15 protein-coding genes are annotated in these 16,174 nt (G+C 60.9%); 7 read left to right on the top strand and 8 right to left on the bottom strand.

The genetic code is table 11. The features are described 5' to 3' along the window. Positions 1-117: 117 nt before the first annotated feature. Positions 118-1,347: a class I SAM-dependent methyltransferase gene (locus ACZ1JM_RS04475; RefSeq protein WP_465131928.1), complete on the top strand. Its 1,230-nt coding sequence runs from the start codon at positions 118-120 to the stop codon at positions 1,345-1,347. Between the two features lie 52 nt (positions 1,348-1,399). After that, the gene (locus ACZ1JM_RS04470; RefSeq protein WP_465131927.1) at positions 1,400-1,762 is read left to right on the top strand and encodes a hypothetical protein; all 363 of its coding nucleotides are present in this window, start codon (positions 1,400-1,402) and stop codon (positions 1,760-1,762) included. A gap of 75 nt (positions 1,763-1,837) precedes the next feature. Here the strand turns inward: ACZ1JM_RS04470 and ACZ1JM_RS04465 are convergent, their stop codons facing one another. The 8 genes from ACZ1JM_RS04465 to ACZ1JM_RS04430 all read right to left on the bottom strand — a co-directional run bounded on the left by ACZ1JM_RS04465 (position 1,838) and on the right by ACZ1JM_RS04430 (position 10,502). Then, on the bottom strand, positions 1,838-2,914 hold the full coding sequence (locus ACZ1JM_RS04465) for an LLM class flavin-dependent oxidoreductase (RefSeq protein WP_465131926.1): 1,077 nt from the start codon (positions 2,912-2,914) through the stop codon (positions 1,838-1,840). Positions 2,915-2,917: 3 nt separating this feature from the next. Continuing rightward, entirely contained in the window at positions 2,918-4,342 is a 1,425-nt protein-coding gene (locus ACZ1JM_RS04460) for an MFS transporter (protein ID WP_465131925.1), read from the bottom strand. 127 nt (positions 4,343-4,469) lie between these two features. Further along, the gene (locus ACZ1JM_RS04455) at positions 4,470-4,763 is read right to left on the bottom strand and encodes a DUF1330 domain-containing protein (protein ID WP_465131924.1); all 294 of its coding nucleotides are present in this window, start codon (positions 4,761-4,763) and stop codon (positions 4,470-4,472) included. A 17-nt stretch (positions 4,764-4,780) separates the two neighbouring features. Continuing rightward, positions 4,781-5,989: an FAD-dependent oxidoreductase gene (locus ACZ1JM_RS04450; RefSeq protein WP_465131923.1), complete on the bottom strand. Its 1,209-nt coding sequence runs from the start codon at positions 5,987-5,989 to the stop codon at positions 4,781-4,783. Between the two features lie 124 nt (positions 5,990-6,113). Continuing rightward, complete coding sequence (locus ACZ1JM_RS04445; RefSeq protein WP_465131922.1) at positions 6,114-7,106, bottom strand: alpha/beta fold hydrolase; 993 nt, start codon at positions 7,104-7,106, stop codon at positions 6,114-6,116. Then, on the bottom strand, positions 7,103-8,332 hold the full coding sequence (locus tag ACZ1JM_RS04440) for an LLM class flavin-dependent oxidoreductase (protein WP_465131921.1): 1,230 nt from the start codon (positions 8,330-8,332) through the stop codon (positions 7,103-7,105). The genes ACZ1JM_RS04445 and ACZ1JM_RS04440 overlap by 4 nt, the downstream gene beginning before the upstream one ends. Next, positions 8,329-9,174 carry an LLM class flavin-dependent oxidoreductase gene (locus tag ACZ1JM_RS04435; protein ID WP_465131920.1) on the bottom strand — a complete coding sequence of 282 codons (846 nt, stop codon included), beginning with the start codon at positions 9,172-9,174 and terminating at the stop codon, positions 8,329-8,331. Before ACZ1JM_RS04435 ends, ACZ1JM_RS04440 begins: the two co-directional genes overlap by 4 nt. Next, positions 9,171-10,502 (bottom strand): M24 family metallopeptidase, encoded by a 1,332-nt coding sequence (locus ACZ1JM_RS04430; RefSeq protein ID WP_465131919.1) that lies wholly within the window; start codon positions 10,500-10,502, stop codon positions 9,171-9,173. The genes ACZ1JM_RS04435 and ACZ1JM_RS04430 overlap by 4 nt, the downstream gene beginning before the upstream one ends. Before the next feature lie 90 nt (positions 10,503-10,592). Between ACZ1JM_RS04430 and ACZ1JM_RS04425 the strand changes: the two genes are divergently transcribed. From ACZ1JM_RS04425 to ACZ1JM_RS04405, 5 genes are all read left to right on the top strand, one after another. Continuing rightward, positions 10,593-11,465: an alpha/beta fold hydrolase gene (locus ACZ1JM_RS04425; protein ID WP_465131918.1), complete on the top strand. Its 873-nt coding sequence runs from the start codon at positions 10,593-10,595 to the stop codon at positions 11,463-11,465. A 2-nt stretch (positions 11,466-11,467) separates the two neighbouring features. Then, a complete protein-coding gene (locus tag ACZ1JM_RS04420; RefSeq protein ID WP_465131917.1) occupies positions 11,468-12,859 on the top strand; it encodes an MFS transporter in 1,392 nt (463 codons plus the stop codon). A 63-nt stretch (positions 12,860-12,922) separates the two neighbouring features. Then, the gene (locus tag ACZ1JM_RS04415; protein WP_465131916.1) at positions 12,923-13,759 is read left to right on the top strand and encodes an alpha/beta fold hydrolase; all 837 of its coding nucleotides are present in this window, start codon (positions 12,923-12,925) and stop codon (positions 13,757-13,759) included. Further along, positions 13,737-14,744 carry a phosphotransferase enzyme family protein gene (locus tag ACZ1JM_RS04410; RefSeq protein WP_465131915.1) on the top strand — a complete coding sequence of 336 codons (1,008 nt, stop codon included), beginning with the start codon at positions 13,737-13,739 and terminating at the stop codon, positions 14,742-14,744. The genes ACZ1JM_RS04415 and ACZ1JM_RS04410 overlap by 23 nt, the downstream gene beginning before the upstream one ends. Positions 14,745-14,764: 20 nt before the next feature. Further along, positions 14,765-16,159, top strand: coding sequence for an MFS transporter (locus ACZ1JM_RS04405; RefSeq protein ID WP_465131914.1), 1,395 nt, complete (start codon positions 14,765-14,767; stop codon positions 16,157-16,159). Positions 16,160-16,174 lie beyond the last annotated feature (15 nt).

Genomic DNA, 16,174 nt, shown 5'->3' with positions numbered 1-16,174 from the left:
CCCGGCGGCAGCGCGATACCAATCTGTGATCGCCAATCGGATAGCCCGGGCGGCAGGCGCTACCAATCGGCCCCTGCGATAGCCATACTGTACCTTCACAGGATACCGGAGTCGCTCATGCTCAATACCTTCCAGCAATCGCCTCACGCCGCGCTTCCGCAGGCGAACGCAGACGAAGCATCACGGCAGGAATTCGCCAAGAGCTTCAAGGGTTTCATCCAATCGACATTGCTGCCGGGACTTACGCCAGTATATCAGACGCGCGTATCTCGATCGTTCGAAAAGCAGCATGGCCGAGCGCCTGCCGATCGCCGCGATATCCGCAGCGGGATGGTCAGTGACATTTATTTTCAACACTATGCCACTGCCAACCGGATCGCGCAGGAATTGCTCTGGGAATCGGTGAACGGATCGGTCGACCGGCAATTGCCCGACCTTCTCGCCCGCACCGCTGACCTGTCGGCATCGACATCCGCAAAGCTAGAAATTCCCGAAGGCTTCGAACCGCCGCGCTATGTCACCGCGCTTGATATTCACTGCATGCCGGGTGGCTATTGCACGCAAGTATGCGAAAACGACATTTCGGTCGGCGCGCTGTATGATCGCGGCGTGTACCTTTATTCGATGGGCTACACCGGTCCCAACAATGATGACATGGGCCGGTCCGTCGTCAACTACATCAAGCGGAACATGCCGGATTTCAAACCGCGCCGCATTCTCGACATGGGCTGCACCGTGGGTCACTCAACCTTGCCCTACAAGGAACTGTTCCCCGAAGCCGAAGTGTGGGGCATCGATGTCGGTGCGCCAGTCGTGCGCTATGCCCATGCCCGCGCGGCTGCGATGGGCCAGGAAGTGAACTTTGCGCAGATGAGCGCCGAGGACACAACCTTCCCCGATGGCCATTTTGACCTCGTTGTCAGCCACATCCTGCTGCATGAGACGAGCGGAAAGGCGATGCCGAAGATCTTCAAGGAAGCTTTCCGCGTGCTGGCGCCAGGCGGCCTGATGATCCACGCGGATTTGCCGCCGTTCGACCTCATGGACCCATTCACACAGTTCATTCTGGACAACGAAACCTGGTACAACAACGAGCCCTTCTGGGGCGCCATGCGTGACATGGATCAGGTGACGCTCGCCGAAAGGGCCGGCTTCGATCGATCGCAGGTCCGCTTTGACACGGCGCCGATGGCGGTCATGGAGTTTGCGGCTGCAGCCGAAGGATACAGCCAGGAAGCATCCGAGCATGTGGCCGAGCGCGAGTTCACTGCTGGTGAGTTTGCGCCGGGCGGCGGCTGGGAAGTCCTTATCGCAACGAAGCCTTCGCAAAAGGCGCTTGCTGCCTGACACATTCCGGGCCGCTCTTCGGAGCGGCCGAACATGAGTATTGCGTGACCATATGACCATGACCCAAGAACGCCCACACGTCGTCCGCCACGCCCGGGGAAAGCGACCGCAGTTTTATGACACGCCGGGTCTCGATGCTGCCATGTCGATGATCATGGTGCTGGCCAACGAACTTTGTGTCCTGCGCGATCGCATCGACTCCTCAGAGCGGGTCGCCGCTCAGAATGGGCTGAACCTTGCTGCCGGGATCGAAGCTATTCAGCTTGATCAGGAAGCACTGGAGGAACGGGAAGCCCGCAGGCAGGATTTTCTGCAGCGCCTTTTCTACCTGCAACTCAAGGATGCAGACGAGGCGGCGCAGGCCCATACCGAAGCGGCCTACAACCAGACGATCGCCGACATCGCTGAACAGTGAACTCGCGCATCAATCGATGAGAAAGACCCCTGGGCCTGGAAAGGCCGAGGGGTTTTCTTTTCAACCTGCTACGCGCTATGACATTGCGGTCTCGTTGGCGAGGCGCCTTAGGTCAGGCCCGATTTCCGTGCCTATCCTATGCGTATCGGCAAGCCAGTCGAACCCGGTGATCAGGAAGTTGTCTATCCCCGCGTCACGGTAGCGCATCAGCGCTTTCACTAACGTATCCGGCGCCCCCACCAGGCACATCACCTGAAGCCTGCCTTGCGTGGCCTTGGTCAAGCCAGTCCACAAGCAAGGATCTTCCTGCGCATTGTCGGCCTCGGCAGCGCGAATGGTCGCATCAGCTGCTGCTTTGCCAAGGTCGCGCCCTAGCGTACCGAAAACGGCCTGTCGCGCCTGCACGCCATCGAGCAACTCCTTTGCGCGGTCCCAAGCCGCGGCATCGCTGTCAGCCACGACCAGACGCATCGACATGGAAAAGCGCGGATCGCGGCCATGCATCGCCGCTTGCGCTTTCACTTTGCTCACAAGCTCTTGCACCTGAGCGTGACTGCCGGGGCCGAGGGCGTAAACGTCCGCCAGTTGAGCACCATACTGGACACCCAAGTCGGATGTGCCCGCCCAGAAAATCGGAATGTCGCGATTGGCAGGGGCGACTTCGCTTCCGGCCTGATCAAACCGGTACCATTCTCCTTGATGATCAAACGGTTCGCGCGCCTGCCAGACCTTGCGTAGAACCTCGACATATTCGGCGCTGCGGTGATAGCGCTCTTCCTTGGTATGATAGTCACCGTCAGACCGCGTTTCTATATCAGAGAATGCGGTGATGATGTGGACGCCGACCCGGCCTTGCGAAAACTGGTCGAGCGTCGCTAACGCACGTGCTGCCATCGTCGGGGCAATGAAGCCGGGACGATGGGCTATCATCAATTTCAGCCGACTGGTTGCGGCAGCAACCCAGCTTGCCGTCACCAGACTGTCCGCGGACCGGGCGTTCTGGCCAACCAGCACCCGGTCGTACCCTGCGGCTTCATAGGCCCGCGCGATTTCCGGAACAAAACCGGGATCATAAGGAGTTGGCTCCGGGCTGGCTTCCGAGCTTCGATACGGTGAAATCAGGCCCACCAGTTCGATTGGATGACGCGCCATTTCTCAAGCCTCTGGAAGAATGCCTTGTTCCAACGCCTGCAATTGCGCCGGATCCAGGCGATAGAAGAACAACGTGATGATCGCTCCGAGCATCGCGAGTGCCGGGATGACGGATTCGCATAGCTGAATGGCGAGTATGGCGCTGGCTCCCTGCTGCATCGCTTGTCCACTCGCAGAGGGGGCGTAACCCATGGCGCCCAGGAACAATCCCATCGCCGCCAGAGCTGCTGCCGAAGACAGCTTGTCGAACAAGGTGGTGAAGCCCGCAAACGCTCCTTCGCGTCGTTCGCCGCTCTGAATATAATCGTATCGTACGGCGTCCGACAACAGCGCATAGGCGCACAGGATCATTCCTCCACCGGAAAACCCGCTCAGCAGCCCACGGATGGCGATCAGTGTCATGCTTTCCTGCGGTACGGCAGCCAGCCAGCTAAGTTGAACAACACCGAACAACGCCAGGGCGATCATATAGCAGGTGCGCTTGCCAATCCGTTTGGAAAGCCAGACCCACACCGTCATGCCCAGCACCATCGTCACTGTGGCGTACATGAAATAAGACCCGAGCACCTGATCGCTCATCCGCAAAACGACACGCGTAAAATACGCGAGCGCCGCGGAACCGATGGCGGTGCCGAACAGGAGGAAGACGTGCGCGATGGCGAGGATGCGAAATGGACGGTTGTCCCACGCAAGCCGAACCTGTCGCAGCAACGAGGCAATCGGGCTTGAACGCTCGCTGACGGCTCCCACACGGGGCTGGGTTCGCGGTGCATGCTTGAGAAATCGCACAGCGGCCAGCGTTGCGAGAAAGACGACCAACCCGACAGTGACCGCGAGCGCCAGATGGCCGGCACGTGTCGGCCCCGTCATGGACAACATCCACGCCGGAAGGGTTGATCCGATGAGCGTGCCGATAGCGTTGCCGTATGTCCGCCACGCCATCAGACGCGTGCGCTCGTGCGGATCGGATGAGCTTTCGACCACCATCGCAAAGCCGGGGATCGTCAGCAGCGTATATCCAGTTGCATGGATCGCCAGCGCCAGCGTGACGAACACCTGCGCAAGAAGGATGGAGCCGAAGTCCGGCGCCCCGAACAGCAAAGCTAATCCGAGGGGCATCGCAATACCCCCCGCAAACAGGAATGGCAGCCTGCGCCCCCACGGGGTAACGGCACGGTCACTCCACGCGCCTACAGCTGGGTCAAGGAACCCATCGTAGATTTTGACCAGAGCAAATATGAAACCAGCGGCGCCTGCCGAAATGGCAAGGCTATCCGTCATGAATCGCAGGCCGAGTACCGTGACTACGTTCTGCCCTGCGGCATGAGCCAGCGGGATCAGCAACGATCCAATGCGAATGCTCCAGACACCCGCTTTGACAGGGGTTGGTAGACTGACGCTTGGCGTACCCGGCCTGTCGCTGCTCAAGGTCTCTGCACTCCTGTGGCGCCTTGCAAAGATGCGCCTGAACGATGCAAGGTTGCGGACCATGCGGCGCTCGAAGAACAGTTTATGCTCAATCTCCGCACAGCGGAGACAACCTCGATCCTGACCGTCAGAAACTATCGACCAGCGTCACGCTGACATCAGCAATGCCTTCGCGTAGCTTCTTGATTTCGGCATATTCGGGAGAGTTCCAGAAGGCCAACGCAGTTTCGACGTCGGGCCATTCCATCACGACAGCGCCGCCGCCTTCGTAGCCCTGCCCTTCCAAAACCTGACCTGATCGCCCCCGCAGCAGAGACGTTGCGCCGTACTGCTTAGCAAGGTCCGCTACCGCAGGCGAATACTTGGAAACAAACGCTTCCCGATCATGGACCTGGGTCGTGATAATGTACCATGCTGGCATTGTGTGAACCTCCGCTATCAGGCGATCAACGCTGCGTCATTCAGGCTTTGGAACATGGCCTGACGCAACAGATAGGCACGGCGTCTTTCGTCATCCTGCTGGATCGCCAGGAAGTCACGACGCCGCAGGTCATGCGCGTTACCGTCGGCGTTGCTGATGTACGCCATGTTCTGCTTGGTCTGCGCCTGCGTGAACGAGTTGGTCACTTCGCGCCGCTGCCGATCATAAAGCGCCAACGCCGGATCCATGGCGGTCTGGCCCTTCAGCACCGGACGCAGCTTTTCGAACAAGTTGAAAGCGTCATGCACACCGGAGTTCATTCCGAACCCACCAAGCGGGTTGTTAAGGTGTGCCGCATCGCCAACGAGCATCACGCGGCCCTCACGGAATGACTTCGCGACGCGCTGATGAACTTTGTACAGCGTGCGGTGCTGCGTGACGACCGACGCACCGTCACCGATCAGCCGGTCGAAAATCGCCGTCTTGTTTTCGTCCGATACGAGTTGAGCCTCGTCTGCGGCACCGTCCACGGGAACCAGCACACGCCAGACCGATGGGACGCGAAGCAATACCAGCCATTCGGCCGGGTCGGATACGTAATTTACAAGGCTGAGGTTGGGCAAATGCGCGGCCAGATCAGTCTCGGTAGATAGGGTCAGGAAGCGTTCGGGATACGTAAATCCATCGAATTCAATGCCCAGCCATTTGCGCACGATCGAATTGGCGCCGTCCGCGCCGATCAGATAATCCGCGCGTATCCGCTCGATCCCGATCATGGTTTCGACTGCCAGATCGACACCATCTGCATCCTGCGTAAAGGACAGCAGCCGAGAGCCGAACCTGACATCCGCGTTCGTCAGATTATCCAGTCCGGAAGCCAGAGCGCGCGACAGGTGGTACTGCTCACACTGAATGCGGAAAGGATAGCGGGTGACATCGGATATCTCCGTAAGGTCAAATTCGATCACTTCGCCGGACGCCCGATCGCGCCACTGGTAGACTGGTGCCTTGAGACCCTTTTCCAGCAACATGGGCGTGATGCCGATCTGGTCGAGCATTTCCAGCGTTGGCGGGTGAAAGGTGGATGCACGCAGATCTCGCGCACAGTCCTGCCCGGCTTCGAGCAGGATGACCGAAATGCCGGCCTGCGCCAGTAATGTCGCCATTACCGTGCCCACGGGGCCGGCTCCGGCGATCGCCACCTGGCAACGATCTATCACTGACATTTCTGGATAAACTCCGAATTCCTTGGTCACGCCTTCTAAGGTGCGGACGCGCAGCTCCCGGCGACCGGCATGATTCTATCCGACGCGCGGTGACCGAATGGTTGGTTTGATTATTGGTGTCGGATCAGGCCGCTGGACCAGCGGGCGCCGAAGGCTGCTTTTCCAGCCAGCTCCTCAGATCGCGAGTGAACTTTTCAGGGTTCTCCCACATCGGGAAATGGCCCATGTCCGGATATTCAATCATCGTCACGGGGGCGTTCTTGAACCGCGCGACAGACGCTTTTGCCCCCTGCGAGATTACATCGTCGTAGCTGCACCACTGCAACAGGACCGGCACTCTTACCGTTTCCGCGACGGCTCCCACATCGGACGTCTTGAATGCCTTGACGTTCGCCTGAATGTACTGGTTCTGTCGATCCAGGGCGCCGGGAAGGTTGTTCATGTCGTATATCTGATCGACCATGCGATCGGTGGGCGTGAACGGCGGAGGGGTAGTGTCCTCCAGCATCAGCCGCCAGAAGGTGTGCGACCGCCAGTTCGGCAGCACGGCCTTATGGAACGACAGCATCCATTTCAGTCGCCAATCCACTTTGCGTGTCTGGCTCGGCCGTTCCAAAGGCAGTATCGAGAAAGCCATCGCTGTCACGTGGCCAGGATAGGCGCGATTGTATTCCAACCCGATGTTCGAGCCATTCGACGTCGCCACAAGGGCGAACTTGTCATAGCCGAGTTGCTTCAGCAGGCCGTCCATCAGTTCGGCTGACCGCGGCGTGGAATAGACGCCTGAAGGATCGGGAGCGGTGAGGCCATAGGGAGACCAGTCAAAACGCACGACGCGATAGCGGTCCTTCAATCGCTCCGCCACACCATCCCACTCGTGGAGATTGACGATGGATCCGTGCAAAAGCACGACCACGGGAGCGCCAGCCGGACCCTCTTCGCGCACATGCATACGAACGCCGTCGACGGTCACGAAACGAGAGGGCGCATCGGCCCACCGCTTTTCAAGCTCGGCCCGATCGCTGTCACCGGCGCCGGCGCGTAACGCCAGGACTGCGCCACCGCCGACGAGGACTATGGCGCCTACGGTCGCGAGAATAATGCGGCCTATTTTCATGCGGACACTTTCTCACGAGCCGACAAACCCATCGACTCACGCAAGGTCGGGCCAGGATATTCTTTGCGTAGGCGACCGCGCTGCTGAAGGATCGGCACGACCTGCTCGACGAAGTCTTTCAGGCCGCCAGGCATATAGCTAGGCTGCAAAGTAAAGCCGTCGCATGCCCCGGCATCCCGCCATTCGATCATCATGTCCGCCATCTTTTCGGGCGTGCCGACGAAGACGTTATGGCCACGCGGATGCCGCATGAAGTTGGCCGCGAAATCACCAAGCGACGTGCCTTTTTCCTGCGCAGGCGTTACCGCGCGGCCAATGTCGGCCTTTGGCAGGATCGTGTGTTCCAGAATCGCGTCAACGGGAATGGCGCCGGCGGGATCGAAACCGGTGAGATCGCAGCCGAGCGATTCCGAAAGATACTCTACCGCAAGGGCCACGTCGGCAAGATCGAGGATCGCCGCGTGATTGGCGCGCGCTTCTTCCTCCGTGCTTCCGAGCACGCAGGACAGGCCCGGCATGATCCGCACGCCCTCCGGATCTCTGCCGACATCACCGACACGTCTGCGCAGGTCGTTGCGGAAATCTATGCCTGCCTCGATATTGGCGGCGGGGCAGAAAATCGCTTCTGCTGTCCGCGCGGCGAAATCGCGTCCATCGGGTGACTGCCCCGCCTGCACAAGCACCGGACGGCCCTGCGGCAACGCAGGTCCTGCGCGGTCCATTGCGGCCCAAAGCTCGCACGCCTTGGCAACCACATCCTTTGCATGACGATACCGTTCGTCCTTGGGGGGCAGGTCCACTTGACCGAAGTTTGGCGCAGTTGCGGGATGCGCAGTAGTGACGATGTTCCACCCTGCGCGACCAGCAGAAATCCGCTCCATCGTGCCGAACCGCTCCGCCAGCATTTCAGGCGTATTGTACGTGGTGGACACCGTAGCGACGAGGCCAATGTGATCTGTGACCGCTGCCATAGCCGTCAACAGGCTTATCGGATCAAGCGTAGGCATGGCCATGCGTTCAGGCGTGCGCCCGCCCGCACCACGCGACTGCAATTGATCGCCAAAAACGATCGCGTCGAACCGCCCCTGCTCGGCAAGCTCGGCAACCCTGGCGTAGTAATCCATCGAAAACACGCCTTCGGGGCGCGCGCGTTCGTGCATCCAGCCGCTGGGAAAAAAGCCAATGCCCTGCAGAAAGGCCCAGAGATGAATCTGCTTTTCCATCATGCGTACTCCGGGATCACGGCGCCGTCCGACTGGTTGGAGGCGGTGGAAGGTATCGGCAGGCCCAGGCGCTGACGCAGATTGCCCGCATCCTTACGCCCTTCGATCAGGGAAGCGAAACGAGTGCCGATCGTGGGCAGCTCGCCCATCGCATCTGCCAGGGTAAAGTGGACGCCATCGATCTCTCCTGCCTGGAAGCGATCGGCGATGGGCGTGGTATCAACGTCGGGTGCTACTTTCAGAAGCCGCTTGGTAGCCGACGGGATAGCGCCGCCTTGCGAAAACAGGGCGATATCGGCGTCTTGGATAGCGATCGGATCATCACCGTCGATGACCAGCAGCGGATGGCCCAAGGGGGGACGCATGGCATTGACCGGTCCCGCCACATTGAAGAACGGCCCCTCATAGTTGGAAGCCTTCACCTTCGACGCATCGAGATAGCGACCGCTTACTTTGTCGAGGATCAGCGTATCGCTGCCCCAGCCATCCCACAATGCACGGGCGGCCTTCACCATGTCTTCACCCATACCCTCGGGAGCACCTTCGGGGATGACCGACCAGCCCGTGCGACCGGCGCTCAGGAAGTCGATTGCGGACAGCGCTCTTGCCACGTGGAAGGGATGCGCGTTCGATGCGGGAACAGTCGCCACCAGCCCCAGCCGCGACGTCAGCGGCGCGGCCCACGGCAACAGCACCTGCGCATCGAAAGGACGTTCGCCAGAGCGGCCCATGACCAGCAGGTCTAGGCCAACATCTTCGGCGAGCTTCAGGATAGCGCTGGCGGACTGCGGGACAGCGAAAGATGGATCGCCGATGGACGCGGAGAGGATGAAAGGTCTGGTCATACGATGATCACCGGTTCGTGAAGAGGATGGATGGGCTCTGCGCCCGTCTCGGTTATGAGGACGAGGTCCTCGCAATGAGCGGATCCGCCGATCCCGGTATCGAGCGTCGGGCAATCCACTGAAATGATCATGCCCGGCTCAAGCACGATGTCGGGCTTGCGCCAGAAGCCGCCGTGAACTTCGCCCGGCTCGTCGGTGTGGGCCAAGCCGACGCTGTGCGGGCCAAAACCGATGATGGCATCATGCCCAGCCGCCCGGATGGCAGATTCACCCGCGGCTGTTATTTCGGAGTAACGAAGACCGGGGCGAAGGATTTCGCGCACGGCTTCCCAGCCGAATGCGGCTGCGCGGGCTGCGCGTTCGGCGGCTTTGGTGGGTTCACCGATGAACACGGTGCGGGCAAAATCGCCGTGATAGCCGAGGTGCTGGCTAACCCCGTCGAGCATCAGCGTCTGCCCTTCGGCAACCTTGATGCGCGATAGTTCGGACGACACGCGATCGACGTTGAGAAATACAGCGGTATTGCCGCGCGCAGCCGCTTCCATGCGGAACAGGGCCTGCAATTCGACATGGCTGGCTCCGGCGCGGATCGCGTGACCGACTGCGTTCAGGGCATCCACATTGGCGCGCGCGGCGCGAGCCATCAGCGCATGCTCGAGCGGCGATTTCACCATTCGGATTTCGCGAAGCGGATTGTCCGCCTGCACCATGTCGCCGGGATGATCATGCCGCGCGGCGACTTCGGCGATGACGGGATGGTCGAACCCGACCCTCCCCTTCCAGAGGCCAAGCCCACGCATGGCCGCGACCAAAGCGGCACCTGTATCACCATGAGCCGTCATCGAACCGGCTTCACGAGCGGAAATGGAATCGCGATACGCTTCCGTCGCCGTGAGCGGGGAAAGATCGCGCTGCGGCAGAACCGGACCCGATGGCACTGCGCTGGGCGTTTCATCGCCGTCATCGCCAAGTGCTGTGTAGAGCCAGACCGCTACGTCAGAACGATCTCGCCCATCGGCCCAGCTATAGTGATGCAGGAAGCGGCTGGTCACCAGTCCGGGTGTTTCCGGCCGGGCGCGTGCGAGCAGGGCGAATGTCCCGGGGGGCTGACCCATGCGGGTGCGCCCGATCTGCGGCCAGTGGCCCAGGGCGTGAAATACATTCACCGGCTCACCCAGCACGAGACCGTCCAGCCCATGCTTGTCCATTACCGCGACCGCACGAGCCAAATTCATGGGCCCCTCACGCTCGAGCGCGGCGAGAAGTGCGCTGTCGTCAGGAAGGAAGGATGTGTCCATGCCCTTGTTATGAACCCATGCGCGGCTCATTCCGGGAAGGGGGGATAAAACTATCCGCCTGCTGATCAAGTTTGCATGGAGGGTCTGCCCCACGCATCGCTGCGATAGCTTCGTGATGACATGAACAGCCCTGACTCTCCCCCGGTTCCCGAAATCCAACGCGCGTTCGTTCGGCTTGATGAAGGCCAGATGCACCTGCGCCGCCTGCCCGCAGCGCAGGATGGCCAAGTGCCGGTGCTCCTGTTACATGCATCGCCAGCGTCATCTTGGTTCCAGCAGGATCTGATGCTCGAACTTCGCAAGGCAGGTTGCCTTGGCGAGATCATCGCGCCCGACACGCTTGGAAACGGTGATTCTCCGCCGCCAGCCCCCGCCGAACCGGACATCGCCTATTTCGCCGGATCGATGGATCGCCTTCGCGCTGCGCTGGGACTGGAAAAGGTCAACGTCTATGGCACGCATACTGGCGCGCGGATCGCATGCGAGATGGCGGCCGCCTATCCCGACCGCGTCGAACGGCTCGTGCTCGACGGGATCACCGAATACGAAGATTCCCTCCGCGATGCGGTGATCGCGAACTATGCGCCTGTCGTCGAACCGGACGAATACGGACGTCATCTGATCTGGGCGTTCAACTTTTGCCGCGATCAGGCGCTGTTCTTTCCGCACTTCATGAAAGATGCCGAACACCGACTGGCCGTGCCAATGCCGCCTGCCGGCATCCTGCACCGCATCACGCTGGACGTGCTCAAGACGCTGGATACGTACCCGAAGCCGTACATTGCGGCATTCCGCTATCGCGCGTTCGAGCGTATGCCCGCGATTTCCGCACCCACCCTGCTGCTGAAGCCGGAAACGGAACTGGCGCTGCTTAATGCATCCGTCGAAACCGCTCTCGGATTGATGCCGGATGCAAGAGCGGCGGCGACCAGCGGATCGGCTTCGGCAAAGGCTGCGGTCATGGCTGCATTCTTCAAACCTGACGGGAAATGACGATGGCGACTTTGCCCGCTGGCGCTTCGCACAAGACCCTGTCCATGAAGATCTGTCTCGGCTTTGGGATCGGCACCGTCGGCGTGTCGATCATGCTCAATGCGGTGACGACCTACTTCTCCGTATTCATGTCCACCGTGCTTGGACAATCGCCGCAGATCGCTGGCTATTTGTTGATGATATCGAAGCTGGCCGACGCCGTCATCGATGTCGTGATCGGCTCCATGTCGGACCGCACCCGCAGTCGCTGGGGGCGACGCAAACCGTTCCTTATGGCCGGTGCCCTGCTTTCTGCCGTGTCATTCCTGATGCTGTTCTCACCGCCGATGCTTGGCGGGAATGCGCTGCTGGCGTGGATGATCGCCGGGTTGGTGATCTATTCTGCTGCCTATTCCTTGTTCAATGTGCCGTACATGGCCCTCCCGGCCGAATTGACCGACGGCTTCCACGAGCGCACCCGGCTGATCAGCTTTCGCACCGTGTTTGTTTCCATCGGCCAGCTGCTGGCAATGGCGATCACGGCCTGGCTGATCCAGAGCGGAGGCGGAGGACGCAGCGGCTATGCGACGATGGCAGTGGTGATGGCGCTCATCATCGGCGGTTCGATGACAGCCACGGCTTTGTCGGTCCCGGTCACGCATGGAACCGGAGGAACTGCCGCCAAGCACCTGCCGGGCCCGGCGCAAATTCGCGCCATCGCGCGCAACCGGCCTTTCGTGATGCTTCTGGGCGCCAAGGTGTTCCAGTTTCTGTCTTTCGCTTCCGTCGCGTCCACCATGGGCCTTTACATGCTGAACGTCGTGGGCGTCGGCTACCGTGGGCTGATCGTGTTTGCGGTGACCCAGAATATCGTCACTGCGCTGGCGATGCCGCTGTGGGTGGCGAGCGGCAAGGCTATCGGAAAGCGCCGCACTTACCTTGCCGGTGTGGTGCTGTTCTGCCTGGCGACGCTAAGCTGGTTTCCTGCCGATCAGTCGATCACTCAGCTCGGCATCATCATGCGAGGCATTTTTGGCGGCCTGGGATCGGGAGCAATCATCCTGATGTCGATCTCCATGTTGGGTGACACCCAGGCCTACGATCGGGTCCTTACCGGTGAAGCGCGCGAAGGCCTTTTGTCCAGCGCCATCGCCGTCATCGAAAAAGTCAGCTTTGCGCTGGGCGTGGCGGTGCTGGGTGTCTTCCTTAACGCGCTGGGCTACGTACCCACGACAGGCGGAGCTCTGATCGATCAGCCAGCGAGCGCCATGCTCGCGCTGAAACTGGGCTTCGCGGTCATCCCATCGATCATGTTCGCGATCAACGGCCTGTTCCTTTGGGCCTATGATCTGGACGAAGACAAGTTGGTGAACGCCCGACTGGCGGCATCCGGCGACGTCCCCGCGGGCTCGTGACCGGCCCGTGGACAGTATGCAATCCTGCTCCAATCAACCAACACCTTCAGGCAACGTGAGATCATGACTGACCAAACGCCGCTTATCACCCGCGCCTATACCACCTGCCGTTATGGCCAGATGCACTATCGCATTGCCGGTCCCCGCCAGGGTGGCCGTACGCCGATGGTGCTGCTTCACCAGAACCCCTCGTCCGGGTACGAATACGAGGCATTGATCCGCGATCTTGCCAGGGATCGACCGGTCGTTTCGTTCGACACTCCAGGATATGGCATGTCAGACGCGCCGCCCGCCCCCCCCGGCATGGCGGGATACGCGGCCGCTTTCTCCGACGGCCTCGATTCACTGGCGAACGAGGGCGTGCTGGATGGCATGGTGGACCTCTACGGCTTCCACACCGGCACGCTGCTTTCGTGCGAACTCGCGATCGCTCGCCCCGATCGCGTCCGCGCCATCGGACTGACGGGCATTCCGATGTTCGACGAAGAAACGCTCGCCGCCAAACTCGAAGAGGCCCGCGAATTCCCCGAGCCGGACGAGAATGGCGACGTGATCCTTGCCCTTCTTGGCCGGCTATGGGGTTATATCGTCGTCAACCGCGACCCCAAGCAGTCGCTCGACAAGGCGGTCTGGAACTTTGCAGACAAGGCGCGCGTGCTGCACCGCTTCACGTGGGCCTACAGCGGCGTCTGGTCGTGGGACTTTTCACGGCTCGAGCAAGTGAAGCAGCCAGCCGTGCTGATCCAGACCGCCGAGGATCTTCTTGAGATTTCGAAGCAGGCCGCTGCGCGCATGCCATCGTGCAAGACGGTGGAACTGCTGGACCTCGACAAAGATATTTTTGACATCGCACCGGAGCGTATTGCACATGAATTGCGTGACTTCCTTGACCACCTCTGATCTTCCGCTCGCCGAAGTTTCGCACTCGGTCCTGCACCCCGATTTCATCGCTCGCGAAGTAGCCGCCCGCTACCCGGTGAAGGGCGAACTGACGTGCTTCCTGCTCTATCGCGGGATGAATGACGTCTATCTCGTTCAGGATGAGACGACAAAGTATGCCCTGCGCGTGTGGCGCAAGACATATCGCGATGTCGACGATGTCGCGTACGAGCTGAATTTCCTGGACTATCTGCGTCAGGTCGGTTTCCCCGCGTCGGTTGCGGTTCCGCAAGCCGATGGCGCCTTGTACTTCAAGGTCGCATCGCCGGAAGGCGAACGCGCCATCGCCATGTACGACTGGGCGCCCGGCGTGAAATTCGGCGATCGCCTGTCGGAAGAAACCGCATTCCGCATCGGTGCCGCCATGGCGCAAATGCACCTGCACGGCGATGCATGGGCGGGCGCTGACCATACGTTCTCGACCGATACGGCCAAGGACTACAACATCTGCATGCCCGCGCTGGTCGACTTCGTGTACGATCGCCCCGACGACTTGCGCGACTACCCAATCATTGCCGCCAACCTTGACAAGCGTCTCGACGAATTGGCCGCGTCCGGCAAAGTACCGCTGGGTGTGTGCCATCGCGATTTTCACCCCAGCAACGTCCACGTCGATGAAGACGGCAAGATCACCTTGCTCGATTTCGATGCCGCTGGCGAAGATTTCCTGATGCAGGACGTGCAGAACTTCGTCTGGGGCAATCTGTTCTACGGCTTTGATCCCAAGATCGGCGAAGCGTTCGAGAACGGGTACGAGTCCGTCCGTCCGTTCACGCAGGAAGAAAAGGACAACACCGAGCTGTTCCTGATGGCAAAGGCGCTTCGTCTGGTCGCCGGCATGGCGCACAGTTCGACGGCGGTGGGACGCGGCACGCTGCGCTTCCGCAATCTCGACTGGCTCGGAGATTACGTGAAGACCCGCGCTCGCGCCTGCGGACTTCTCTGACCATGGTAACGCCCGTGTCGATGCAACCTGCCCCCACAGTCGCACCCGGTATGGCTGCGGATGCGCCCAGTTGGCCCGGCGGTCGATCGGCATGGGTCATGGTGGGCATGCTGTTTCTTGCCGGCATTCTTTCGGTAATCGACCGGGCGGCCCTTAATATCCTGGTCGATCCCGTGCGGCAGGATCTGCTCATCAGCGATGAGCAGATCGGCCTGCTGCAAGGATTGGCGTTCGGCCTGTTCTACGCCTTCATGGGGCTGCCCATGGGGTTGCTGGCGGATCGCGTATCGCGACGCAACCTGATCATCGCTGGCATCACGCTTTGGAGCCTGGCAACGATCGGCAGCGGGCTCGCGCAGACGTTCGGCTGGCTCTTCGCCGGACGGCTGATGGTCGGCCTGGGCGAAGCCGCCCTTGGCCCGGCGGCGATCTCCCTGATCGCCGATCTGTTTGCACCCGAGCGTCGTGGTCGGCCGATTTCGGTTTATATGGCGGGGCAAGGACTGGCGAATGGCATCGCCATCTCGTTGACCGGGCTTTTGGTGACAGCCGCGGGGGCCGGCGCTTTTCTAGGGGTACCGTTGATCGGCCATCTGGTGCCATGGCGGATCGTGTTCGTTACCTTCGGCGCAAGCGGCCTGATTGTGGCCATCGCGCTCGCAGTATTCACACGCGAACCCGCGCGCCAGTCGGCCGCGACGCAAGGGCCCGCACGCGTTCCGGGCGCCGCAGAAGCAGCCTACTTGTGGCGCAACAAAGCGGTTCTGCTCCCGCTCTATTTCGGTTTCGCCACCGCGTTCGTGGTGGCTTACGGCGGATCGTCATGGGCTCCGACCATGCTGTTTCGTGCCTATGGCGCGACGCCCGCTTTCGTCGGTGCTTGGCTTGGGCCGCTGTCCATCCTTTTTTCGGTCATCGGCCCGATGATCGGCGGCACCTTGCTGGATCGCTCGATGCGGGCCGGCCATACCACCCGCCGCTTCGTCATCCTCGGCATCGCCCCCCTCTTCGCTTTGCCGTCGTCACTTGCTGTATTGGCGGGTGACCTTCACATCGCCACAGTGCTGGTAGCATCGGCAAACGCCGTGTTCTCCGTAGTCGGCACGGTGATGTTTGCGACATTGCAATCAGTCGTCCCTCCCCGCATGCGTGGCAGTTCGATTGCGCTGACCCTGGTGCTCAATACGATCCTTGGAGCCAGCCTGGGCCCGCTGATGGTGGCGAGCGTAACCGAGCGCGTGTTGCACGACCCGACGCAGGTCGGCTGGTCGATCGCCATCGTCTGCGTGCCGTTCCTGCTGCTGTCGGCGTTCCTGTATGGCCTGGCTGGCCGGGCGATGCGCAAGGCGATCGCCGATGGTGACGGCGACTGTGCAAAGTTGCTCGCAGGTGAGTCCGTGCCCGCTGCGACCTGACAGTATCCGACACTC

The sequence above is a fragment of the Novosphingobium sp. BL-S-24 genome, assembly GCF_055521575.1.
Note: the sequence above shows the minus strand (reverse complement) of the source record. Positions and strands in the feature narration are given on the sequence as shown.